Consider the following 24,807-nt stretch of genomic DNA (forward strand, 5'->3'; position numbering starts at 1 on the left):
CGCAGTAGGCATCGCAATCAACTATCTGGTGTATCAAGCAACTTGCTAGAGAATAGCTAATTTTCAGGATAGTTTATTCTAGCGATCGGCTTTACTCAATGTAGGGCAACAAAATCAAGTAAGTCCTGAGCATCAAAAACAAAACCCATCTAGAAATTATCTAAATGGGGAAAATCGAACAACTATTTATGATTAACTAAATGCATATTTCAGGGGTAGCCCGTCCTGAAAAACTAGTAATTCCCCTGGTTGGATTTGTGTCCAAACTTCATTGTCAGTCAGAGGTGTGGTAGCAATGACAGCGACGCGATCGCGTTCAGTAGTCACTTCCCGAAAATCTACGGTCATGTCTTGGTCAATTAAATGGGCAGCAGCAAAGGGCGCTTGGCGAATAATGTAGCTGAGTTTAGTTGAGCAATAAGCAAAAAAGTGTTCTCCATCTGATAATAAGTAATTAAATATACCTACTGTCGCAATTACAGCAGTAATTTCTTGCAGCACAAAATACAATTCCTTGATATCGGGCTTACCTAAAGGAAAGCGCGATCGCAATGTTTCTAGGATCGTACAGAATGCTTTTTCACTATCGGTATCACCTACGGCTTGATAAAAGCCCAAATTTTCTGGATCGAAATCTGGCAAATTACCGTTGTGGGCAAACACCCAATACTGACCCCACAATTCTCTGCGGAAAGGATGGCAATTGTGCAGGGCAATTTCACCCTGAGTAGCTTTGCGGATATGGGCTATGACATGGGTTGAGTGGATGGGATAACTCCGCACAAACTCCGCTACCGGAGAAGCAACAGAAGGTTGAGCATCTAAAAACATTCGACATCCCTTTCCTTCAAAGAAAGCAATGCCCCAACCATCGCGATGGTCATCCGTTTTTCCTCCCCGTGCAGAAAACCCTTCAAAAGAAAAGCAAATATCCGTTGGAACATTGCAATTCATTCCGAGCAATTGGCACATTAGCTCTTAATTTTTGACTAAGGTCTCAGGATCAAGATACTTCAGAATGCTGCATTGATTCTGGAGCGATCGCTTCAATCTTAGAATTTAAAGCTGAGATATGCCAAATGATCCCTAACAAAGAAGAGTCTGCTTCAAGTTAGCAAGATCGCACTATGCCAAAAGATGGTAGCGGCGGATATCTGGTGCAGCAGTCACTAAACCTTCAAGTTTAGCTGCTGCTGCTTGGAAATGGGGTGAATCTAGATGAGTATTCAGGGCTTCATGAGAAGTCCACTCTTCTACAAAAGTAAAGTCTGTTGGATCGGATTGGTTTTGCAAAAGTTTATACTCAATCGCACCTGCTTCCTGACGAGTTGGCTCAATAAGTTCCAACAGTACAGCTTTTAGTTCTTCTACTTTGTTAGGCAAAGCAATAATACGGGCAACAATCTGAATAGTTTGGTTTGTCATTTGTCATTTGTTATTTGTCATTGGTCATTTGTCATTTGTCATTTGTCATTGGTCATTTGTCATTGGTCATTTGTCATTGGGCATGGTTATTCTGCTTGTCCCCTTGTCTCCCTCATCTTCCCTGCTCCTCTACTCGCCTGCTGCTTTGGTATTAATATTTATTAAAACATCTGCTGTAAATATTGCTCGTAACCTAGTTGTTCTAGTTTTGCTTGCTTTGCAATTACTGATTCACATAAGGTTTGACGATATTGTTGCACTTTTTCTAACAATTCTGGTTGATGAGTTGCGAGGATTTGTATTGCTAAAAGACCGGCATTTTTGGCATTACCAATCGCTACTGTTGCCACAGGAATACCACCAGGCATCTGTAAAATAGAATACAAAGAATCTACACCTTGTAAGTTCCGAGTGGGTACAGGAACACCGATCACAGGAAGGGGAGTTAAAGACGCTACCATTCCAGGTAGATGAGCAGCACCACCGGCACCTGCAATAATTACCTTAATACCGCGTTGGTGTGCAAGTTGAGCATATTGCACCATACGTTCTGGGGTGCGGTGAGCCGAAACGATCGCTACTTCGCTCTCAATGCCAAATTCTTCACAAACTGCGATCGCATCTTTCATACTGGGCAAATCGGAATCGCTGCCCATGATAATACCAACTAGGGGAGCCATAGAATTTTGGATTTTGGATTTTGGATTTTGGATTAATCGTCGGTTGTTTCATCTAAAATCGGAGAGATTTAGCTATCTTCTCCTCAGTGTGATGACCCAAGCAACACAAAATCCTGTAGATATTATCAATGCTAGAGTGCCTGGTTACAAAGATTTGCAGATGATCTTGGTTAATCAAGAGGGCATAATTGAGCAAATTTTGCCAATGGATACAGTCGGGAAAGACATCTGTGCATCTGCGATCGATGTTGCAGGTGACTGGATTTCATTGGGTGGCGTTGATTTGCAAATTAACGGTGCGTTGGGTTTGGCATTTCCTGATTTAACGGCTGAAAATGCTCATGTACTCCAGAAAATAACGCAATTTTTGTGGGATGTCGGGGTAGATGGATTTTTACCGACACTTGTAACAACTTCAGTAGAAAATATTCAGCGATCGCTTGCAGTCATTGCTAATTTTACTCCCCTCTCCGTTGACGGAGAGGGGTTGGGGGTGAGGTCATCTGCCAAGATTCTCGGAGTTCATTTAGAAGGCCCATGTTTGAATTACCATAAGCGCGGCGCACACCCAGCAGAGTACTTGTTACCCTTAACAATTGACGAGGTAAGGCGGGTTTTGGGAGATTATGCAACGCTCGTGAAAGTCATCACTTTAGCGCCGGAGTTAGATCCCACTGGCGAAGTAATTCCATATTTGCGTTCTTTGGGAATTACTGTTAGTTTAGGACATTCTCAGGCGACATCAGCCCAAGCGCAACTTGCTTTTGAACTCGGTGCAACGATGGTAACTCATGCTTTCAATGCCATGCCACCATTGCATCACCGCGAACCAGGATTATTAGGGGCAGCAATTACCCATCCTGATGTGATGTGTGGTTTTATTGCTGATGGCGAACACGTTTCGCCCACAATGCTGCAAATTTTACTCCGCGCTAGCTATGAAGAAAAAGGGCTGTTCCTTGTGAGTGATGCCCTTTCACCTCTGGGGCTACCCGATGGCGTGTATCCTTGGGACAGTCGGGAAATTGAAGTTAAAAACGGTACAGCACGATTAGCGGATGGCACCTTATCGGGGACGACTTTACCCTTATTAGTGGGAGTGCAGAATTTGGTGAAGTGGGGGATTTGTGATGTAGAGACTGCTATTTTGCTAGCTACAGATGCACCTAGACAAGCGATTGGTTTGCCTGGAATTACCAAGAGTCAACCTGCTAATTTATTACGCTGGCATTGGGATGAAGCGACAAAAGAACTAACTTGGCAGCGATTATTAGGCTAAATTTCGTATCAATGTAAAAGAATCAAGGTGATAGGGGAAGAAGCGTTAAGATACTCAGTAAAAATGTAGATTTCTGAGATAGGTATTATAAACCAATGGATATAGCTATACTCGTTAAATTTCTCGCTCCCTGTCTGCCATTTCTGTTAAATGTGGGTAATAAAGCTATAGAAGGAGCATCTCAGAAAGTAGGTGAGGATGTTTGGAATAAAGCCAAAGCTATTTGGGCTAAGTTACATCCCAAAATAGAGGCTAAGGAAGCAGCGAAGGAAGCAGCAACGGATGTGGCGCAAAAGCCAGAAGATGAAGATTTACAAGCAAGCTTGCGGGTGCAACTCAAGAAGATTTTAGAAGCGGATACAGAACTTGGGGAGGAAATAGCCAAGATTTTGCAAGCATCGACTGACAAACCCGGAGACAATATTCAAGTTAGTGCTAATGCTTACGACCAAAGTACGGTGAAGCAAGTTGGGAAGATTGACGCAAACGAAGTAACTTTTTAATTGAATAGGGTGGATAGAGTACTGCCCACACCCTAAAAATTTTGATGTTTCAAGTTCCGAACAGGAACTTCCGAGTTCTGAACAGGAACTTCCGAGTTCTGAACAGGAACTTCCGAGTTCTGAACAGGAACGGCCGAGTTTTGAACAGGAACTTCCGAGTTTTGAACAGGAACTTCCGAGTTCTGAACAGGAACGGCCGAGTTCACAGCCACAATATCAAGCAAAATTTCTACCTACTCTAAGCAATGGCAGAGGAACCCAACGCCAGTAACCCGAACAAAATTGAAATGAATGCCACTGCCCACGGTGACAGTAAAGTGACTATGGTAGGGCAGTTAAATACAACAGAAGTCAAATTTTTTGTTGATGATATACAACCAATACTAGAGCGATTGCAACAAATCTCTCCACCAGAATCGCCGGGGGTTCTCAAAGCAGGGAATCCCGGTAAAAGTTTGGCTTACTGGCAAGGAAGAACAGCAGAAATCGCCCAAATACAGCAATGGTTAACTGATCAAAATACCTTCCTAATTGGCATAGAAGGCATCGGTGGCACGGGTAAATCGATGCTAGCTGCTAAAATTTATGACGAAATTGCCAGTTTCCCCAAGCGATTTTGGGCTGATGTCAGTAACGGGGCAGGTTTTAGCGATTTAGCCCGCCAAGTGCTCACAGAGTTTGGCTTTCTCGTTCCAGAAAAAGAAGCGCAGTTAGTAGAGGCGCTAGTTAGGTGTTTACGTTCTGGGCAATTTTTACTGATTATTGACAACCTGGAAAGTTTATTACAACCTAATAGACAGTGGGGAAGTCTATTTTACGGCGACTTTTTCCAAGCATGGGTAGAACATGGCAGTAATAGTAAGGTGTTAGTCACCACCAGGGAAAGACCAGAATTAAAAGGCTTTGAGTGGCTACCCCTGAAAGGTTTGCAAGTAGATGAAGGCGTAGCACTGTTAACTGTATTAAGCATTCGCGGAGATTTAACGCAGTTTGTGGAACTAGTAGATGGGCATCCCCTACTGTTGAGATTGGTAGCAGACTTATTAAAAGAAGAATATTCACAAGACCCGAATTTAAGCAGATTAGCAGATTTAGGCTTAGGGAATTTGCGGCAGTTGTTGACAGATTCTCAAGTGGTAGGTATCCATCGCCGGGAAAATGTGGGGATGGTGTTGGTGTTGGATGCCAGTTTTAATCGGTTGAATGAGTTACAAAAGGCGTTATTGCTGAATATTAGTGTTTATCGTGGTGCGGTTTATAGTGCAGCAGCAGTGGCGGTGTTGCCGGGAAATTCAGCAGCCGAGATTGAGAGAGAATTGAGGAATCTGGTTAAGCGTTCTTTGTTGGTAGACAAACTCAATGGTAAGCGACGATTTGAATTTCAGCCTGTAGTGTTGGAGTATGCGCGGTATCAAGCTGGCAATCAGACAGAGGCGCATCAACAAGCCATCAATTACTATCTTTTAAATGTTAAACAACCACCTTGGCACACTAAAGTAGATATCAAGGAATATTTAGAAATTTTTTATCACAGGTATCAGCTAGAAAATTATGACTCAGCATTCGATATATTGGAAGCCTGCGATAATTTTTTGACCTTGCGGGGCTATTACACCGACCAAGTTTACTTGTATAAGCAGTTGATAGAAGCGTGGGAAAAAACACGGCAAAAAGAACACTGGATTTATCTGGCCTCTCTCACTAATTTGGGCAGTTCTTATTACTCCTTGGGGGATTACTCACAAGCAATTAAGTTCTGCCAGCAGTCATGTAAGATAGCCCAAGAGATAGATTACCCGGATGTGAAAGCTACATCCTTAAACGTCTTGGGACTTGTTTACCGCCAGCAAGAACAATACAAGCAAGCAATTGAGTTTTTCGAGCAGTCTTTGAAGATAGTCAAGGAGATCAAAAAGATACATTATGGCAATCTAGAAGCCAAATTACTGGGCAATTTGGGTAATGCGTACCAAAGTTTGGGGGAGTCCCAGCAAGCAATTGAGTTCCACGAGCGGTCTTTGGAGTTAGCACAGGAGCTAGGCGATTCTAATTGGGAAGCTAGTTGTTTAGGTAATTTGGGCAATTATTATCAAGGTTTGAAAGAATATAAGCAAGCAATTGAATTCCATCAGCAGCAATTAAAGATAGTCAAGGATATAGATATTCAGGGAGAAATTAATTGTTTGGGCAATTTAGGTATTGCTTATCGCTGCTTAGGGCAATATCAGCAGGCAATAGAGTTTCAACAGAGGTCTTTGGAGATAGCTAGAGAAATAGGCGATCGCTATGGCGAAGCGATCGCCTGGTATAACTTAGGTTTGTCATTGGAAAACGTCAACCGGGAATCAGACGCGCTGGGTGCTTATCGCAATGCCAGCGAACTATATCAGCAAATGGGACTTGATGCTAAAGTGCAAGATTGCAATAATGCAATTGAGCGTCTTTCTCAACCAAAAACGCCTGTAGTCTCTCGTCGTGGGTTTTGGGCGTGGTTGCGTCGGTTGTGGCGTTGGGTACGCAGTTGGTTTCGGCGGTAAAATAAGGTGTGGGAATAGTGATGAACGTAAATTTAAGACAAGATAATATTTGACACTATGTTACAAAATACCTATCAACTCCCCTTGACATTTGAACAAATTCTTACCCTAGTTAAACAACTTTCTGATTCAGAAAAATTGTTACTTAGCAAAGAGCTAGAAAAAGAAACTTTGAATAAAAAGTTAACACAATTATTAGAAGTATTTCAAACAGATGAATTATCTTTAGAGGAAATTACAGAGGAAGTAGAATTAATCCGTTATCAAATTTATGCCAGAAAACAAAACAATCAAGATAATTATTGATACTAATCTTTGGATTAGCTTTCTGATTGGTAAGGAATTAAAACAACTACAAAACCTTTTACTTGAAGAAACAATTCAAATAGTAGTTTGTGAAGAAATACTAGAAGAAATTATATTGGTTACTCAACGTCCTAAGTTACAAAAATATTTTCCGAAGTTTATCTTTGTCGAGATGCAAAAGATAATTATCTTTTAGCACTAGCAAAAGATAGCGATGCTAATTTTTTACTTACAGGCGATCAAGATTTATTAGAGATTACAAAATTTGAAAATACTGAAATTATTACCTATCAAGAATTCTTACTCAAATTATAAATTGATTGAATCATAATAGATTCAAAAAATAGCTAGAGAGAATATGAAATGGAAACTAAAAGTGTAAATAAAGCAGAATCCTTCTAGATTGCTATAATTCTCTACAAATCATCTTCAGATAAACCTGATTATCAACCTTTGTACCAAGAAAGCTTTGTTTTGATTAAAGCCACTTCTTTAGAGGAAGCAAAAGCAAAGGCTTTGAATCATGGTAAAAATGAAAGTGTCAGCTATACAAATGAAAATGGAGAAACTATTACTTGGTCTTTGCAGCAATTAGTAGACGTGAATTCAGTTTTGTATGATGACTTTGATTCATCTGAGGATATTGTTGATTTATATGCTCGACATTTTCGGAACTATCAGGCTTACCAGTCATTTGAGCCATTATTATCTCAAGAGTAACTTGGAGAATAGTTATCAAACCACGCGATCGCTCTTGTCGATTCCCATCACTGAGCCAAAAGCGATCGCAATTATTTTACTAGCGTTGACTGACACATCACGAATTCGGCTCTCCCAGCAACACAATTGAACACTTCAATTCTTGAATCATCTGCGTTGTCACTTCACTGACTGCTAATCCCCCGGCTGTGCGATAACGAACGGAACGTAATACTGCTAAATCAAACGTCTGAGCTTCCCGAATTACGACTCTAGCGACATCATCACCCCTGATTGTTTGGATATTCGTATTTACCTGTAACTGGCTTTTAGAAGCGATGTCAGACAATTGAGACACAAATCTTTCTACTCGATTTGGGGGTGATTTGCGATCGCACACGTGTAAAAGCACAACTTCCGCCTGATTGACATCAGCCAAAATCTGAGCAAACCTTAAAGCACCGATTGTTTGGCGCGTTAAGTCTCCAACTGGTACAAGAATTCTTTGGATTGTCTTGGGACTGCTCAAGAGGCGTGTAACTGCAACCGGACAGTGAGAAGACCAGAAGACGCTATCAATAACATTACCAAATAAGCGGGCGCGTAAACCTGTTGTCTGCGACCAACCCATCACTATTAAACTAGCATTTTGTTCTCGACTGGTGCGGCTGATTGCCAAAGCTATATCATCGTCAATCCGATTTGCAGGTGAAACTTCTACATCAAATTCTTGACTGATTTCTCTAGCTAAACTTAATCTTTGCTGACTCTGGTCAAGCGCTGTTACTAATTGTGGATTATCCATGTGAATATGTGCCTTGGTAATAGCTAATGGCACAATTCTTCCAGATTCATGACTAGCCAGTAGTGCTGCCATTTCGATTAAATAGCGCTGGGTTTGGGGATTGTATATTGGCACTAGTACAGTAAATGGATATTGATTTTTCTCTACTTGCTCATCTTCATTACCTTGCCACCAAGTTGTCAAACTATCTGTTTCAAAATCTGTCTGAGAAAGCTGTAGTGAAGGAGCAAATCGTGCTGTTATTATGGGCCCCATAATTGCAGTTACCAGCATAAGCACAATCACACTGTTTAAGACAGCTTCACTGATTAAGCGCTCACCAGCAGGATTTACCGTTTGATAAGCAACCAAGGTTGCTGCTAGTGTGGCTGCTACCTGTGGTAGCGACAATGACCACATCGTTAGCAATTCTGCCGTGTTGTAGCGATACAATAATTTGGCTAAGAATGCTGCTATAAATTTGCTGCCAATCAAAGCTATTACAATTACCAGAGTCAACCAAATTGAACTGAGGGTTTTGATAAATGCAGGAATATTAATCAATAATCCCATGTCCACAAAGAAACAAGGGATAAATAAAACACTACCAATAAACTCGATTTTTTCTCTGACTGGGCTACGTCCTAGAACATCGTTGACAGCTAAACCTGCTAAAAAAGCACCAACAATTTTCTCAACTCCAATTACCTGCGCTCCGACAGATGCCAAAAATAATGCTAGTAATATAAACAAAAACTGATTACTTTGTTCATCCCCAGAGCGGCGAAAAAACTCTTTTCCTGCCCAGTCAAAGCCAAACAGGACAACAGCAGTGTAAATTGCTAATCCACCTAATAAAATTGCTAAACTCATGGCGGAGAATTCTCCTCCATGAATTCCAACACAAATTGCCAACACTAACAAAGCACCAGTGTCAGTAAAAATTGTTGCCCCAATCGTGACGGTTACAGCTTCATTTGTTACCACTCCCAGACGACTCACAATTGGATATGCCAAGAGGGTATGAGAGGCTAGTAAAGAACCAATGAGGAAGGAGGCATTCCAACCAAAATTGAATAATTGTCCTGTAGCAATGCCAGCAATCATTGGAACTAAAAATGTTAAAGTGCCAAACCCGATTGAGCGATTTTTAGTTTTACGAAACTGCTCTAAGTCAATTTCTAAACCTGCCACAAACATCAAATAAAGTTTGCCGATCTCAGAGAGCAGATTGATAGTTTCAGACTCAGGATTTAACAACTTTAGTCCATTTTGTCCTAGTAATATACCTGCAACCAACAACCCCACTAATCCAGGTAGTCGCAGTCGCTCAAATATCGGAGGGACAGTAAAGATTACTATTAGGAGAATTGTAAATGCAACAATAGGACTGTCTGTGAGCGAGTTCAGTGTCATGTGTAATAAATCAGCCTAGATAGTAGATGTACAAAAAACATACGAAATTTTACTTATTTTTTTTTGTATAATTCAGTTTTATTGGTTACATATAATTAAATCTTTAACAGCATAATGCGATCGCAAGCAATCATTGGTGTCAACTTAAGAAGTTAAAGCCCAAATTTGTTGGGTGTAAGCGTTAATCTCAAGGGTGGCGCTTACGCCTAGTTTTGACTAATCCAAACAGTTTTTGATGTGATACAAGATAAGGTAATATTAATACTTTTACTAAGCGATCTAAAAATTTTTGGTCTAAATTCTTTGACTAACTTTCCTAAGACAGGATGATTTAAGTGCAGCTTACTTTGGCTCATGTGTAATAAACATCAGGCATTATTATACTTCTATTCCTTGTTATGGCAGTTGCCAGGTAGATTATGACATAATGACAAGCGCAAATCTCAGGAATAGCAAGGTTTTTACCTCCTGCCTCCTGCTATATATTCATTTAAAAAATGATTGTTACACACCTAGCAAACAAAAAAGCCCGCTGATGCGGACTTTCTAAATTAATTAAGTTATTGCTTTACTTACCGTTTTGCCAACTTCTTCGACATCTTCCGCAGACGAATTGATTGGGGTGTAACTTCCACCAATTCATCGGGGCCGATGTATTCCAAAGCACGCTCTAGGCTCATGTCTATCGGTGCTTGCAGTTGCACCAATTCATCGCCACCAGCAGCGCGGTGGTTGGTCAACTGCTTGGTTTTACAGATATTCAGTTCCAAATCTTGCGGACGATTGTGTTCGCCGACAATCATGCCTCTGTAAACCTTTGTGCCGGGAACAATAAAGAATGCTCCTCTATCTTCGGCATTCCTCATGGCGTAGAAGGTAGAAACGCCTTCTTCAAAGGAGATTAAAACACCTTTGTTACGGGCTTCAATGTCGCCACTGAGTTGACGGTAGTCTAAGAAACTGTGGTTCATGATGCCTTCACCACGAGTCATCCGCATGAATTCACCCCGGAAACCAATCAAACCACGGGCGGGAATGACAAACTCTAACTGGGTGCGATCGCCACTACTTGGTTGCATATCTTGCATTTCGCCTTTGCGTTGTCCCAGGCGTTCGATACAGCTACCCACAGCATCAACAGGAATGTCTAACACCAAGAGTTCGTAAGGTTCGCAAGGTTGACCGTTGACTTCGCGGTAAATAACCTGTGGCTGAGATACCTGAAACTCGAAGCCTTCGCGGCGCATGGTTTCAATTAAGATACCCAGGTGGAGTTCTCCCCGACCGGAAACGAGGAATTTATCGGGAGAATCGGTTTCTTCCACACGTAAAGCCACGTTGGTTTCGAGTTCGCGGAAAAGGCGATCGCGCACTTGTCTTGATGTCACCAACTTGCCTTCTTGACCTGCAAAGGGCGAATCATTCACCCAGAAGGTCATTTGCAAGGTGGGTTCATCCACTTTAATTAGTGGTAAAGCTTGGGGTTCGTTAGGATCGGTAATCGTTTCCCCAATGTAAGCATCAGCGAAACCAGCCACCGCTACAATATAACCTGCGGTTGCTTCTTCCATTTCCACCCGTTTCAAACCTTCAAAGCCCATCAATTTGGTAATTTTACCTTTGACGATGGTGCCATTTTCTGTAACTAAAGCGGCTTGCTGTCCTGAACGGATAGTACCGTTGTGAATTCTGCCAATGATAATCCGTCCCAGATATTCAGAATAATCTAGGGTTGTGACTTGTAATTGCAGAGGCTTATTGCGATCGCCTACTGGTGATGGAACGTGTTTCAAAATTGCGTTAAACAAAGGTTGCATGTCTACCGATTCTGCTTCCAAGGTTTCCTTCGCAAAACCTCCCATCCCGGAGGCGAACAGATAAGGAAAATCACATTGGTCTTCATCTGCGCCTAATTCCAAGAACAGATCCAAGACTTTATCAACTGCAACGTGGGGGTCAGCCTGACCGCGATCGATTTTGTTGATGACAACGATGGGACGCAGCCCTTTTTCTAAAGCTTTTTTCAGAACAAAGCGCGTTTGGGGCATGGGGCCTTCATTAGCATCGACAATCAGAAGACATCCGTCAACCATACCGAGTACCCGTTCAACTTCGCCACCAAAGTCAGCGTGTCCAGGAGTGTCAACAATATTAATTAGTGTTTCTTTGTAGCGAACTGCCGTATTTTTGGACAGGATAGTAATACCCCGTTCCCGTTCTAGGGCGTTGGAGTCCATAACGCAATCCGGAACGTCTTCGCCTTCGCGGAAAATGCCGGATTGTTTGAGGAGTGCGTCAACCAGCGTGGTTTTGCCGTGGTCAACGTGGGCGATAATGGCGACGTTGCGAATTGGGAGCGTCATAGAAGCTTTTGGTGAACTCTAGAGGGTGTTTATAAGATTTACATTTGAATGCTAGGCTGTTTTAACAGAATTGAGAAGGATCGGCAAATTCTGTAAAGAACCTTTAATAATTCTAGCGTAATCGTCACAATTGCGGGGAGTTTTGTAAACCCCACAATCGAGATATGTGGTAATTACGGCGTTGGTGGGATAAAAAAGCTGTCTGTGACAAACAGGTGTTAATTGAAGGGCTGTATTGCTTTTGAGAATTGCGGTTGATTCGCATAGAGGAATTTAGTCATTGAAATGCTTTGGTGAAAAGTACGATCTTTGTCCCAGAGAGATGAAGTTATTGGCTACTTAAAGTCAGGTTATTTCGTGTTTGGGATCGATAAAGAAGCGATCGCCAAGCCTGGTTTCTATTGACTAGAATGAAGTAGGTATCTCTACAAAAATATTCAACTCACACAGAATTCTCACAATGTAGAGCTAGGTCAATTGTTTAAAAAAGCAAAAAGCGATGTCTACGATGGTCACTGAGCTTGCCGAAGTGCGGGCTACGCCTACGCCATTATCTATGTAGAGACTTTACAATGTAAAGCTTCTAGAGAATTTAAGGTATATTCTAAAAACTAATAAAATGACAGCGATAGTTATATGGTCTGCTGCCTAAATCCTAATTGCGAGAATCCCAAAAATCCTGACGGGGCAAATTTCTGCCTCAGTTGTGGCACACAGTTGGTATCGCTATTGAGAAATCGTTACCGAATCATCGCACCATTAGGGAGAGGAGGTTTTTCACGCACATATATTGCAGAAGATATAGACAAGCTCAATGAACGATGTGTTGTTAAGCAGCTGGTTCTAAGTCAATTTTATGCCAGTCAGGGTAGTCAGGCACATAAAAAAGCGACTGAGTTGTTTGAACGAGAGGCCAAACGTCTCAAAGAACTAGGAGAACATGTCCAAATTCCTAATTTGTATGCATATTTTAAGGAAGCTGAATATCTGTATTTAGTGCAACAGTTTATCGAAGGACAAAATCTGTTGCAAGAGTTAAAACAACAGGGAGTTTTTGATGAAGCCAAAATTCGAGGTTTTTTAAATGATTTATTATTCGTACTGATAAACATACATCAACAACAAGTAATTCACCGAGATATTAAGCCAGAAAATATTATTCGCCGTCAAAATGATGGGAAGTTAGTACTAATTGATTTTGGAGTGGCAAAACAAAAAACGGAACCTACAAACACTACGATCGGGACAATTATTGGTTCATTAGGTTATGCACCAGTTGAGCAAATGCAAACGGGTAAAGTTTTTCTGTCTAGTGATATCTACAGTTTAGGAATAACTTGCTTTCAACTGCTGACTAATATCTCTCCTTCGAGTTTGTGGATGAAACAAGGCTATGGTTGGACTTCTAGTTGGCGACAGCATTTAACACAACCCATAAGTCAAGAATTAGAGATGATTCTTAACAAGTGTCTACAAGAAAATCACGAACAGCGTTATCAATCTGCACAAGCTGTCTTACAAGACTTAAAGAAGTTGCCACTGCTAAGGTATACATCACCTCCTACAGTTATTCCACCTACTCTACCATCAAGGACGCAACTGCAAAATCAACATCAATCAACTCGATATATACCACAATTATCTAACAGGAGATTATTGTCTGGAGCAATCATAGCTGGATCGGGTAGTTCATTTTTAGCGATCGCACTTATAAGTTTTCTCGGAACTACTTGGATTAGCTCTGGATTGTGGTTGCTCATTTTAGGAGGATTAATCTTTATTCAATCTCGCCCCCTTCTAGAAAAAGCTTATTTAATTGTTATTGCTATTATCGCAAACTTACTCGTTGTCTTTATTTTCAGAAATCTTTTAACTAATAATCTTTTCAAAGCGGGTTTAAATGGATTTTTTCTTGTAGTATTACTAGTTATTCTAGCAGGTTTATTGACAGTTATTATTGTGGGTGTATCTGAAATAATCAACAACCTGATTGCTAAATATCTTTAGTTTTTTGTGTTGTTCAATTGTCATAAATCTATTTATTTAAAATAATTTTTGTAATAAATTGGTAATTATTCATGACAAATAAAAAAGAAAACTTGAGACTGCTTATTTCTCTAGGTCTAGCTGGGGTAATGGTAGCAGCTATTTTATGGTTAATTAACAAAGTATCTTCTACTATCGTAACAACACCATCAAACCCCACACAAACTTCATCTTCATTTACAAATAAGTCGCCATTAATGAATTTGGGTACAAGGATTTTGGTGAAAGTGCAAACATCCCCTGAAAAAACAGATGGAGTTAAAGCTTTTGCTGAAAAAGATTACATTACTGCCGTTAAAAAGTTTACTAATTCTCTAAAAAATAATCGCAACGATCCAGAAACTTTAATTTATTTAAATAATGCCAAAATAGCGCGAGATAATTCATCAGCTATAAAAGTTGCGATCGTCGCACCAATTAACTTCGACCCTAGTTTAGCAGAAGAGATTTTACGCGGTGTAGCTCAAGCTCAAAATGAAGTTAATACCCAAGGAGGAATTAATGGTAAAAAATTGCAAATTGTAATTGCAAGTGCTGATAATAGAGAAGATTCTGCACGCCTAGATAATGAATTAGTTGAAGATAAAAGCCTTGTAGCTGCCGTGGGTGTCAGACGTAACGCAGAAATATATAAAGAGAAAGGTTTGGTTTTAGTCTTGCCCGTTGAGCTACCAAATCAAGCAGAAAATTCAGGAAAGTTAAATAATAATGCATTAAATAGTCAGCCTAATAGTTCCACAAATAACTACTTATTTCACGTAAATCCGTTATATGATAATTTAGTAGATACTCATTCTCGCTACATTGCTCGACAAGCAAGGAATGTTGCTATTTGTGGCGATGTTCGTAATTCAAGAGATAATCCAACCTCTTCATCAAATCAGATACTTGTAGAAAAGTACACTCAAGCGATCAAAAATTATGGCAGCAACGTTATTAGTACGCCTTGCAATTTAGCAGATAAGAATTTTGATCCTAAAGCTTTTGTAGATAAAGCCATAGAAACAGAAAATGCAAGTGGCTTTTTACTAATGCCTTCAATCAGAAATATATACTTTGCCACCAAAGTAGCACAAGAAGTTAAAGGTAGAAAGCCATTGTTTGCTTCTGAAACTATGTACAGTGCAACAACTTTACAAAATGGCAAGGATCTCGAAGGAATGGTATTACCTGTGTATTGGCATCGTGATGCTAATAAAGATAACCCCTTTGCAAAAAATGCCTTTCAGCTTTGGAATGCTCAAGTAAATCAGAGAACAGCAGGAGCTTATGATGCACTTCAAGCAATTATTGCTGGTTTAAAAAAAGATAGTACCCGCGAAGGATTACAGAGGATATTGTCTAATCCCAATTTTTCAACATCTGGAGCAACCGGAATGATTCAGTTTTCGGCATCTGGCGAGCGTCAAGGAGAAGCAATGCTTGTCAAAATTGAGCGTTGCGAATCTTGCTCTAGTGGAACTGGTTACGATTTTGCCCTCTTGAATAAGAAGTAGTTTTTTTGATCTTAATTGTCATTCTAAAGATATAAATTGCTTTCAAATAGGTAATTTATTTAATTTGAATGTCATACTAAACTGCTTAATTTGATGGCAATCAAAAATAGAAGCGATCGCTTCTATTTTTCTCTAACAAAAAGTTTTTTTATCTACCCAGAGTTGTGAGCGCGATCGCTCAAAAGAAAGATGGAATCTCCCTAACCCCTGTGTCAAGGTTATATCAAGTAAGAATTACGAACACTTTGCCGAGGAGAACACGGATGGTTACTACTTTAGATGATACGAAACGCAATGCTATTGCTGTAAAACTGGCAAGTCTTAAAGCTCTGCAACAGTTGGTCATCGAAAATGAACAATCGCTTTTGACGCAAGGGCTTGATGCTGAAATTGCCGATCGCATCCGAAATTTTATCAAAGATGATGAAAAAAACCTTGGGATTTTAGAAACCGTAATTGGTCAGTATGGGATTCAGGCTGAACCCAAACAAAATGTTACACAATTCATTGAAAAAGCTCGCGAATTGTTCAAAGGTTCTGAGTTAAGCCTGTATGAAAAAGTCTCTCAGCATGAATTGCTGAAACATCAAGTAGTAATGAGTGGCTTGATAGTTCACAAAGCTGCTCAAAAAGTTGGCGCTGATGTGTTGCTAGCGATCGGGCCATTAAATACCATTAACTTTGAGAACCGCGCTCACCAAGAGCAACTTAAAGGCATTCTAGAGGTTCTAGGTGTCCGCGAACTCACTGGACAAGATGCAGATCAAGGAATTTGGGCACGGGTTCAAGACGCTGTGGCCGCAGTCAGTGGTGTGGTAGGTAGCGCTGTCACCCAAAACAGCGACAAAAAGGATCTGAATATCCAAGATGTCATCCGCCTCGATCACAACAAGGTAAATACCTTATTCACCGAACTATTGCAAAGCAACGATCCACAAAAGATCCAAGAGTACTTCGGTCAAATTTACAAGGATTTAAGTGCCCACGCTGAAGCTGAAGAAGAAGTAGTCTACCCCAGAGTACGTCCTTTCTACGGTCAAGATAACACCCAAGAATTGTTTGATGAACAAGCTCATGCCAAGCAGGCGTTAGAGGAAATTAAGGCTCTTAGCCCATCTTCACCTCAATTCAAAGAAAAAGTTAAACAGTTGATGGACGCGATTGGCGACCACATTCGTCAAGAAGAAAGCACAATGTTTGCTGCTATTCGTAACAACTTGAGCAGCGATGAAAGCGAGCAACTGGCTACTGAATTCAAAGCCGCTAAGACCAAAATTCAAGAGAAATTGGGCGTTGTTAGCGAGTCGAATGTATAGAATGCTTTCGAGCTTTCTATATCCGCTAAAAAAGGTTAGTTAAACAAAAACTCCCAGCATTTATCTGCTGGGAGTTTTTGTTTACAAATTTTGCTGACAGTATTTATAAGCGGTGTATGCCATAGTTACAACCCCGGTAATAATTGCAGATTCATCGACTTCAAATTGGGGATGGTGTAAAGGGTGGTTAATGATTCTTTCTTTGTAGCCTACACCCAAGCGAAACATAGAACCAGGGACATGTTCTAAATAAATAGAAAAATCTTCAGAGCCAAGGGAGGGTTCGGGTAGTACTTGAACGCGATCGCTACTCCAAGCTTCTTCTGCGGCTGATTGTAACAATTGCGTCAGGGCGTAATCATTTTGGACGCTGGGTACACCTTGGCGATAATTGACTTGATACTTTGCTCCGTAGGTATGGCAAACATTAGATACAATGTTTTCAATCCAGTTTGGCAGATGGGCACGGGTTTCGGGATGGAGCGATCGCACAGTTCCCAATAACTGCACTTTATCGGCAATTACATTCGGCGCTCTGCCACCATTAATCTTCCCGATACTCAATACTACAGGACGCAAAGGATTTTGTGTCCGGCTGATAGCTTGTTGCAGTGCCGTAATCACTTGGCAACCAATCCAAATCGCATCAATCGCCTCATGGGGACGCGCCCCGTGTCCAGATTCTCCCATAATCAGAATCTCTAAATCATCGGCGGCGGCTGTTAATGCCCCGTAACGCACCCCAATAGAACCTGCGGGTATAGAAGGGAAAACATGAACCCCTAATAAAGCTGAGACATTTTCCATCGCTCCATCTTTCACCATCCAGCTTGCCCCTTGAGCAATTTCCTCGGCTGGCTGAAATAAAAACCGCACTTTCCCACCTAATTCCTCAGTCATTTGGGACAGCACCATTGCCGTTCCTAACCCTACAGTGGTATGAACATCGTGACCGCAAGCGTGCATAATTCCATTTGCACGAGAGGCATATTCTAAATTAGTACCCTCTTGAATTGGCAAGGCATCCATATCAGTGCGAATTGCCAATAAACGGTCATTTTGGCCAGTGCCTTGAAGTTCTCCAATCACGCCCGTTTTACCAACTCCTTCTTGTACGTGCAGTCCACTGGAAGACAAAACACCAGCTACGAAAGCTGCTGTTTGGTACTCTTGCCCGCTGAGTTCTGGGTGAGAGTGGATGTGACGGCGAATTTCAATTAAGCGGGGCGCTAGTTTTGCTGCTAAGTCTTTTATATGGGTAAGCATCGATTTAATTAATCTATAGGCTAGGCTTTTTTCCCATGATAAAGAACTGTTAACAAACAAAATGCTTTTGCTATACAAGGATAGAGGTTGAAGCGAGCAGGGGAGCAGGGAGCAGGGGGATGAGGGAGATGAGGGAGACTTGGGAGACTTGGGGGACAAGGGGACAAGGGGGACAAGGGGGATAAGAGGGAATTATTGAACAAATCTCTCCCAAGTCTTCCCCCTCTTCCTTGTCTCCCAAGTCTCTTCTCAATGCCCAATGCCCAATGCCCAATGCCCAATGCCCAATGCCCCAGTTTATTTTGAATAGCAGGTTGTGCCTAAAGTATTTTCGGGTTTAAACTTGTTACATTCTCTGGGGTTTTGACGCTCTAACGACCAGCCATAGGGTTTGTCGGAGGTGACGACACCATTAGCCAGAGTTGTTAGCCGATAGTTAGCCCCTCGAAAATTAGTAAACTGCAATATTGCATTTTTTAAGTTTGCTGCTTCTAAATTGGCGCTGATAAAACCGGCAAAAGACAGATCGGCATTTTCCAGGGATGCTAATTTTAAATTTGCTCCTGTTAAAGAAGCACCACTAAGATTCGCCGAATTCAGAATTGCATTTTCTAAATTTGCACCGGTGAGATCGGCATTTGTGAGATTAGCTTGAGATAATGTAGCGCCGCTCAAGTCAGCCCCTCGCAAATTTGCTCCAGTTAGATTCAGCCTAGTTAGGTCAGCGCCACTCAAATTACACCGAGGACAGGCACTTGTTGCCTTTAACTGATCCAAGTCTAGCTGATTTAACGCAAGAGCCTGCTCTGCAAACCCTAAACAAGCTAACAGCGAGACGGTGGCAACAATCTTAAGTTTCATATTTTTTACTGATATTTACAAAAATGACAAGTTACGAACATCACGTACTGCCATCCTTACATATACTGCTTCTCTAAGGAAGTACAGGGATGAAGCATTGATTAAGAAGCTGTAAAAATACTATAAATTATGATAGTAAGACTACTCAAACGGAAATATAGGCTATAGAATCAAATCGTAAGGAACTATACCGAACCAATTATAGACTACCAAATATGTGATCCCCCTAGCTCGATAAAAATACGACTAGGGTGATCTTGTTTTTAGGCATTGGGTATGGGGCATTGGGCATGGGGCATGGGGCATTGGGCATTGAGAAGAGACTTGGGAGACAAGGAAGAGGGGGGAGACTTGGGAGAAATTTGTTCAATAATTCCCTCTTATCCCCCTTGTCCCCCTTGTCCCCCTTGTCTCCTTGTCTCCCTTGTCCCCTTGTCTTGCTCATCCCCCTGCTCCCTGCCCCCCTGCCCCCCTGCTCCCCTGCCTTCTGTCACCGCCATCCTAAAAGGCGCAGTCCAGGGACAATCAGGTAATAACTCACTCCTAACCAGAAGCTGATAAAGAAGCCTACAGAGCCAAAAAAAGTCAGAGGTGAATATAACTCTGACCAACCTGGTTGACTGGTAAATTGGAAAATTGGGGGTGCTAAATTCAAAAGAATCAAAACGGCATAGGCGATCGCACTGCCAAAGGCCGCGAACACAGCGTACACTACATGATGGCTGCGAAGTCCTAAACTCAAGGTAAGTAGGCAAACTGCTACTAAAATCACTGCCACTAAGCCCTCGCCACTATCTTTTGGGATGATTAGTTGCAAAATCAACCAGCCGAAGCCATAGCTAATCATGCCCATCAAGGAAGCCACTAAAAACCGCCGCCGTTGACCAAAACACCCGGATACTGTCAATCCCCAAGCGGTTCCCCAGCCTGCGGCGACAAACACTAAAATATCTGTCCCGAAGACGGGTTGAGTATTTGGTACTAATTGATTTAGCTGACTCCCAATAAATTCTACAATCTGAGGCCCTAAGCTGGTGTGATAGGCCAAAATAAAACCAGCGATCGCACCAAAACAAGCGCCGATAGTACTTAGTACAATCGCCCAAATCGTCGCCAAACAAGCTCGGAGAATTTTGATGATTGTCTGAGCGATAAAAATAACGGTTTTGGTGAGAGCTAGGCTAAAGTTAGCTAAAACTTGTTCGATAGCTTGTGTTACCAGTGTAAATCTCTGGGAAACTTGCGTTGAGGCTTGCTTAATCTTGTCTTGCAGTTGGGCAAATAACCCTGGTGGCGGTAATGGTTGAGAAATCTTCGCCAAACGTTTTTGAATTATAGCTGCATTTGCCGGACGCGATCGCACATCTTCCTGCACCATCTCATCCAGCAAATCTGCTAGTTGCGGGTTGACATTCACCGCAGTTCGCCAGCGCAATTTTCCAGTTTGCCGATCTTCCAACTCTAGTGGGTATTTGCCTGTTAGTAGTTCAATCACCGTTCGACCAAGAGCATAAAAATCGGCACTTGGCCCAACAATACCTCCAGTCACTTGTTCTGGTGGACTGTAGCCAGAAGAAAATAATCGCGTGGAACTAGACACAGAACGTAGCTTAGAGGCACTAAATTGTTTGGCTCCGCCAAAATCAATTAACACCAGGCGATCGCCCTCTGGTTGCCCTGGAGACGGGGTTAAAGATGACGAAGATGTACCCAGCATTAAATTAGAAGGTTTGATATCTCGGTGAAGAATCTGACGTTTGTGTAATTCTTGTAAAATCTGCACTGCTTGGGCAAACCAATTTAAAACCAAATTCTCTGGACACCCTTGGGGAAAGTTTTTTAATATCTCCTCTAAAGTTTGCCCATTGATTTTTTCCATTACCAGACAAGGGAGTTGGTGCGGTTTGGGGTTAAATAGTTGTATCTGAAAATACCCTTCGGCATCGACTCTGGGGACACCTGGATGGTGCAAACCGGATAAAACTGCCGCCTCTTGGGTAAATAACTCCAGTGCCTTCGGCGAATCTTCTACCAATACTTTCAACACTTTCTCTGTTTGAGTTTTTTCATCCCAAACTGTGTAGATTTGAGCAAATCCTCCCGATCCCAAGGGCTGAAGTGGAACATAGCGGTCTAACAACTCTAGCGGTGCGCCACAGCTGTTGCAAAATTTGTTTCCCCAAGGCTGAGGATAAGGACGTTGACAATCAGGATTTATGCAGTGAACCGCACTCTGAGTGATGTGGGACACAACCGCTACAATACAAAGGCTGACTTGATTTTAGCGTTTCTTTAGGTTTCCTGATTTTAAAATAGATAAAAGGAAAACCCCCATAGAATCTATGAGGGAATTCATTCATATTTACAGCGAATTTGAAAGAAGGTGAAGTACACAAGCTTGCGTCTCAAAGCAAGGTATAAAGCCTGTTTTACTCCTAAATTCAGAAGGACTGAATTCTGCTGTATCTCAGCCCTTAATTACGAAAACTTCTCTTACTTTGTCTGTGCTTGGCAACTTCTTTGCGCTTGCGTTTTTCTAAGGGTGTTTCAAAATGACGATGCTTTCTCATGTCTGGGAAAATTCCCGCCTTGGAAACTTCTCGTTTAAATCGTCGTAAGGCTGACTCAATGTGTTCATTGTCACCTACAATTACTTGGGTCATTATTTCTCCTACTAAGTTGACTTCATCAATGGCTATGCAGGCGGTAACATTACAAAAAAAAGACAGACTCTTGTTTGTCTGACCTTAAAACTCTTGGTAAGTTTTTGTTTCCAAGGTTAGTACCGTCCGCCACCGCCACCGCCGCGGTTGCCGTATCCTCCTCTGTTACCACCAAAGGAACCTCTATCACCTCTGTCTTCCTTGGGTTTAGCTTTGTTAACTTTCAAGTCACGACCCATCCATTCAGCACCGTCGAGAGCTTCAATGGCAGCAGTTTCTTCAGCTTCAGTTCCCATTTCCACAAAAGCAAAGCCGCGCGGACGACCTGTTTCACGGTCAGTAGGTACTTGAACGCGCTTTACAGTACCATATTCTGCAAAAATACCACTTAAATCTTCTTGTGTAACGTCATAAGAGAGGTTACCTACATAAATTGACATCGATTCTCTCCAAAATCATCACTGTGTAGAGATTTTAATTTCTCTCAGAAGTCTGTAAATACTAAAAGGAAAAAGCCTTTCAATACTAAAACCAAAGACATCACTGAATTAACTCTCATAAATCTAGGATGACATACGAGCCAACTCTTTGCATCCACTAGATAGTTAACCAGTGATGCGATCGCACCTAAGCGATCGCCCGCCCCCACATACCCTAAGTACAATCCACCGCAAAAAGGGGTTGGAAATGGAATAAAATAAATTCTGTAGGGTGATATAGAAAATCAGACATGCAGGGGCGCATCTTTGAATATCCGAATTGAACGTTTGACTGCATTCACCATGAAGCATTACTTCAAGATTTTAATACGAAAGGCAAAGTCAGGCAACAAATATAAAACTATTGTGACTTGTACTCTTTGGGAAAACCTGCTATAAAAGCAACTGCGATGCTTATAGCAGCAAGCATCGCGAGTCTTTTTTTTTTGGCGCTAGCCTCTTTTTTTGAAAAAGGAGAGTAAGTGGCGTAACATCATGTTTGGCTAATTAATCAAAGTTGCAATGTTAAGTTGCCGAACATCACCTTTCCAAGCTGTCTCTAATTCAGCTTTGACAAGTTGAGCGGCCTCATCTTTGCCCAGTGCCTGCAAAGTTGCCTGCAAGCCAAATAGAGAACGTCCATTATGGGGATATTTTTTTAAATCGGCACGAAAGACTTTCTCAGCTTCTCTATAGTCACCCTTAGCCAAAAGCACAGCACCCAAAGATTCCCGCGTCGGAAAGTACCAGTCTGGTGGTTCCACGTAATTAAGAGCATCTTCTGCTACTACTGCTTTTTCTAGCAATTGGATGGCAGATTCATAATCATGCTTTTCTCTGGCAATTTTGGCGTCTAGAACTTTTGAGGCAATGTCTAAAATAGTACTGGCTGGACTGAATCCAATGGTTGCTCTAGTGGAAATTCCCTGTTTGGCAGCCAGTAATGCCCGACTTTCACTTGCTGCATCTTCAAGTTTGCCTGTGGCTGCGCTTGCCATACCGCGAGCAAAATGCCAAAGTGCAGAAGTAGTGGGCAATTTAGCTGCGGGAGCAGGAGTTTTTAAGATGGCATCCCAATCACTAAAGCGTGTCTGAATCAGCATTTTACTGCCGAGGAATCCCTCAAGCATTGGTGCATAGGGGTCAATTGCAGTAGCATTTGCAACTAATTTATCTGCGGATTTCAGAGCATCTTCATATCTTCCTGCCATGCTACTGGCCACCATGAGAAAATGTACGTTGTGGTTGTAATACATCATGGGGTAAGTGCCCTGGACTTGATATTTTTTGATGTAAATATCATCTTGAGCGATCGCCTGCTTGTTTGCCTGCATTGCCCCTTGATAATCTCCCACACGAAAATAAATATGACTTGGCATGTGTACCAAGTGTCCTGCTGCTGGCGCTAGAGTTCCGAGTCGGTTAGCACTGACAAGGGCCCGTTCTGGAGAAGGTGAGGCTTCTACTGCATGGATATAGTAATGATTAGCTCCGGCATGATTTGGGTTGCGTTTGAGAACTGATTCTAAAATAGCCACAATTTCTTCTGTATCTGGCTGTGGCTTACCATCTTTAGTCCAGTGCTGCCAAGGATGCAGATCCATCAGGCTTTCAGCGTAAAGTGTCGCTGCATCCAAATCATCAGGATAGCGCTTGACTAGGTTTCCCATTGCTTTGGCGTAATCTACTGCTAGTTGATACAAATCAGCATCGGCATCTTGAGAGTAACGTTTTGCTAAGGCGTTAATGTAGTCTCGTTCTGGGGTGGAAGCTTCGGTAGAAAGGGCCACAGCTTGCTGTACTGCTTGGTAAGCAGCTAACTCCCGATTGGGGTCTATTGCGGAGTTAATATTGGGCCCCAAGGCTAAAGCAACACCCCAATATGCGATCGCTAAATGCGGATCGAGTTTAGCAGCGTATTGAAAAGAACGCGCCGCCTCATCATGATTAAAAGCGTAAATTAAATTTAATCCCTGATCGAAAAACTTTTGGGCTTGGGGATTAGAAGTAGAAACTGGATGGTGGATTGTGCCAAGTCCAGATATTAAGTTGTATGGCTGTTTTACTTCAGTGTAGACGTGTTGATGTATGCTCTGGTCGAGAAGGGGCTTGTTGTCAGACATCGCCGCACTAGGAGCGACTAAAGAGAATATAAGCACCCAAACTAGAAATAAGTACTTCATTATTATTTTTCTTCAAGCTCTTTTTTAATATTCAAATGCCACAGTTTCTCTAAATAAGCAACTTGTCGGCAAAAAACAGCAGTCTGGTATTTCTTATAGATATTAAACCCAACAAACACAATCATTGGAATCAAGATAGAATATCCGATAAAAATGTTAACAGACGAATCAGTTGGCATTTTGTAGTCTATATATTGGGAGTTGGGAGTTGGTTGAGTACTAGAATTTGATTGCATAAATATCTTCATAAATACTACAAGTAATAAGCTAGAAATAAACGTCGATAATTGTTCCTGCTGTCTTTGAGCAGAAATTAGTCACAACTTTTATTAGGTATTTCAAAGTCGCTGCTGAGACTTATCTATGCCTTCTTACACTAGCTAAACTATTCTTCAGTTAAAACCTGAACAATTATGTTGATTTCTGCTAAATTTTGTGACAAAATCCTTATTCTGCAAGCTACTGCTCCTACAGTATTTACTGAGATTTCCACTATTTTTAGTGT

At 41.6% G+C, this 24,807-nt stretch carries 20 protein-coding genes and 1 pseudogene; 9 read left to right on the top strand and 12 right to left on the bottom strand.

Annotated elements, in window-relative coordinates; translation table 11 throughout:
- Positions 1-192 precede the first annotated feature (192 nt).
- The 3 genes from RMY32_RS28925 to purE all read right to left on the bottom strand — a co-directional run bounded on the left by RMY32_RS28925 (position 193) and on the right by purE (position 2,105).
- Positions 193-972, bottom strand: a complete 780-nt coding sequence (locus RMY32_RS28925) for a class II glutamine amidotransferase (protein ID WP_322710374.1) — start codon at positions 970-972, stop codon at positions 193-195.
- A 153-nt stretch (positions 973-1,125) separates the two neighbouring features.
- A complete protein-coding gene (locus RMY32_RS28930; RefSeq protein ID WP_322710375.1) occupies positions 1,126-1,425 on the bottom strand; it encodes a putative quinol monooxygenase in 300 nt (99 codons plus the stop codon).
- 161 nt (positions 1,426-1,586) lie between these two features.
- Complete coding sequence (purE, locus tag RMY32_RS28935; RefSeq protein WP_322710376.1) at positions 1,587-2,105, bottom strand: 5-(carboxyamino)imidazole ribonucleotide mutase; 519 nt, start codon at positions 2,103-2,105, stop codon at positions 1,587-1,589.
- A 91-nt stretch (positions 2,106-2,196) separates the two neighbouring features.
- On the opposite strand from purE, the gene nagA reads away from it, so the two are divergent.
- The 6 genes and pseudogenes from nagA to RMY32_RS28965 all read left to right on the top strand — a co-directional run bounded on the left by nagA (position 2,197) and on the right by RMY32_RS28965 (position 7,450).
- Entirely contained in the window at positions 2,197-3,384 is a 1,188-nt protein-coding gene (nagA, locus tag RMY32_RS28940; RefSeq protein WP_322710420.1) for an N-acetylglucosamine-6-phosphate deacetylase, read from the top strand.
- Positions 3,385-3,479: 95 nt separating this feature from the next.
- The gene (locus RMY32_RS28945) at positions 3,480-3,887 is read left to right on the top strand and encodes a hypothetical protein (protein WP_322710378.1); all 408 of its coding nucleotides are present in this window, start codon (positions 3,480-3,482) and stop codon (positions 3,885-3,887) included.
- 245 nt (positions 3,888-4,132) lie between these two features.
- Entirely contained in the window at positions 4,133-6,424 is a 2,292-nt protein-coding gene (locus RMY32_RS28950) for a tetratricopeptide repeat protein (RefSeq protein WP_322710379.1), read from the top strand.
- Between the two features lie 57 nt (positions 6,425-6,481).
- Positions 6,482-6,730, top strand: coding sequence for a type II toxin-antitoxin system VapB15 family antitoxin (gene vap15, locus RMY32_RS28955; protein WP_322710381.1), 249 nt, complete (start codon positions 6,482-6,484; stop codon positions 6,728-6,730).
- Positions 6,696-7,045: pseudogene (locus RMY32_RS28960) on the top strand (putative toxin-antitoxin system toxin component, PIN family). The gene vap15 and the pseudogene RMY32_RS28960 overlap by 35 nt, the downstream one beginning before the upstream one ends.
- Before the next feature lie 96 nt (positions 7,046-7,141).
- The gene (locus tag RMY32_RS28965; protein ID WP_322710421.1) at positions 7,142-7,450 is read left to right on the top strand and encodes a DUF4288 domain-containing protein; all 309 of its coding nucleotides are present in this window, start codon (positions 7,142-7,144) and stop codon (positions 7,448-7,450) included.
- Positions 7,451-7,547: 97 nt separating this feature from the next.
- Here the strand turns inward: RMY32_RS28965 and RMY32_RS28970 are convergent, their stop codons facing one another.
- Both RMY32_RS28970 and typA read right to left on the bottom strand, forming a co-directional pair.
- A complete protein-coding gene (locus RMY32_RS28970) occupies positions 7,548-9,629 on the bottom strand; it encodes a cation:proton antiporter (RefSeq protein WP_322710383.1) in 2,082 nt (693 codons plus the stop codon).
- A gap of 572 nt (positions 9,630-10,201) precedes the next feature.
- Positions 10,202-11,992 (bottom strand): translational GTPase TypA, encoded by a 1,791-nt coding sequence (gene typA / locus RMY32_RS28975; protein WP_322710384.1) that lies wholly within the window; start codon positions 11,990-11,992, stop codon positions 10,202-10,204.
- Positions 11,993-12,628: 636 nt separating this feature from the next.
- Between typA and RMY32_RS28980 the strand changes: the two genes are divergently transcribed.
- From RMY32_RS28980 to RMY32_RS28990, 3 genes are all read left to right on the top strand, one after another.
- Positions 12,629-13,999 (top strand): serine/threonine-protein kinase, encoded by a 1,371-nt coding sequence (locus RMY32_RS28980; RefSeq protein ID WP_322710385.1) that lies wholly within the window; start codon positions 12,629-12,631, stop codon positions 13,997-13,999.
- A 71-nt stretch (positions 14,000-14,070) separates the two neighbouring features.
- The gene (locus RMY32_RS28985) at positions 14,071-15,534 is read left to right on the top strand and encodes an ABC transporter substrate-binding protein (protein ID WP_322710387.1); all 1,464 of its coding nucleotides are present in this window, start codon (positions 14,071-14,073) and stop codon (positions 15,532-15,534) included.
- Positions 15,535-15,797: 263 nt separating this feature from the next.
- Positions 15,798-16,850 (top strand): hemerythrin domain-containing protein, encoded by a 1,053-nt coding sequence (locus RMY32_RS28990; protein WP_322710388.1) that lies wholly within the window; start codon positions 15,798-15,800, stop codon positions 16,848-16,850.
- A gap of 81 nt (positions 16,851-16,931) precedes the next feature.
- Here the strand turns inward: RMY32_RS28990 and RMY32_RS28995 are convergent, their stop codons facing one another.
- The 7 genes from RMY32_RS28995 to RMY32_RS29025 all read right to left on the bottom strand — a co-directional run bounded on the left by RMY32_RS28995 (position 16,932) and on the right by RMY32_RS29025 (position 24,538).
- Positions 16,932-18,116 carry a M20 family metallopeptidase gene (locus tag RMY32_RS28995; RefSeq protein ID WP_322710389.1) on the bottom strand — a complete coding sequence of 395 codons (1,185 nt, stop codon included), beginning with the start codon at positions 18,114-18,116 and terminating at the stop codon, positions 16,932-16,934.
- Between the two features lie 297 nt (positions 18,117-18,413).
- Positions 18,414-18,977 carry a pentapeptide repeat-containing protein gene (locus tag RMY32_RS29000; protein WP_322710390.1) on the bottom strand — a complete coding sequence of 188 codons (564 nt, stop codon included), beginning with the start codon at positions 18,975-18,977 and terminating at the stop codon, positions 18,414-18,416.
- A gap of 490 nt (positions 18,978-19,467) precedes the next feature.
- Complete coding sequence (locus RMY32_RS29005; RefSeq protein WP_322710391.1) at positions 19,468-21,228, bottom strand: serine/threonine protein kinase; 1,761 nt, start codon at positions 21,226-21,228, stop codon at positions 19,468-19,470.
- Positions 21,229-21,451: 223 nt separating this feature from the next.
- Positions 21,452-21,640 carry a 30S ribosomal protein S21 gene (gene rpsU, locus RMY32_RS29010; protein ID WP_012407716.1) on the bottom strand — a complete coding sequence of 63 codons (189 nt, stop codon included), beginning with the start codon at positions 21,638-21,640 and terminating at the stop codon, positions 21,452-21,454.
- Positions 21,641-21,756: 116 nt separating this feature from the next.
- The gene (locus RMY32_RS29015) at positions 21,757-22,080 is read right to left on the bottom strand and encodes an RNA-binding protein (RefSeq protein ID WP_322692994.1); all 324 of its coding nucleotides are present in this window, start codon (positions 22,078-22,080) and stop codon (positions 21,757-21,759) included.
- 542 nt (positions 22,081-22,622) lie between these two features.
- Positions 22,623-24,302, bottom strand: coding sequence for a hypothetical protein (locus RMY32_RS29020; protein WP_322710392.1), 1,680 nt, complete (start codon positions 24,300-24,302; stop codon positions 22,623-22,625).
- 2 nt (positions 24,303-24,304) lie between these two features.
- Complete coding sequence (locus RMY32_RS29025; RefSeq protein WP_322700147.1) at positions 24,305-24,538, bottom strand: hypothetical protein; 234 nt, start codon at positions 24,536-24,538, stop codon at positions 24,305-24,307.
- Between the last annotated feature and the right edge of the window lie 269 nt (positions 24,539-24,807).

The organism is Nostoc sp. ChiSLP03a (genome assembly GCF_034531215.2).
In the GTDB taxonomy this organism is placed as follows: Bacteria; Cyanobacteriota; Cyanobacteriia; order Cyanobacteriales; family Nostocaceae; genus Nostoc.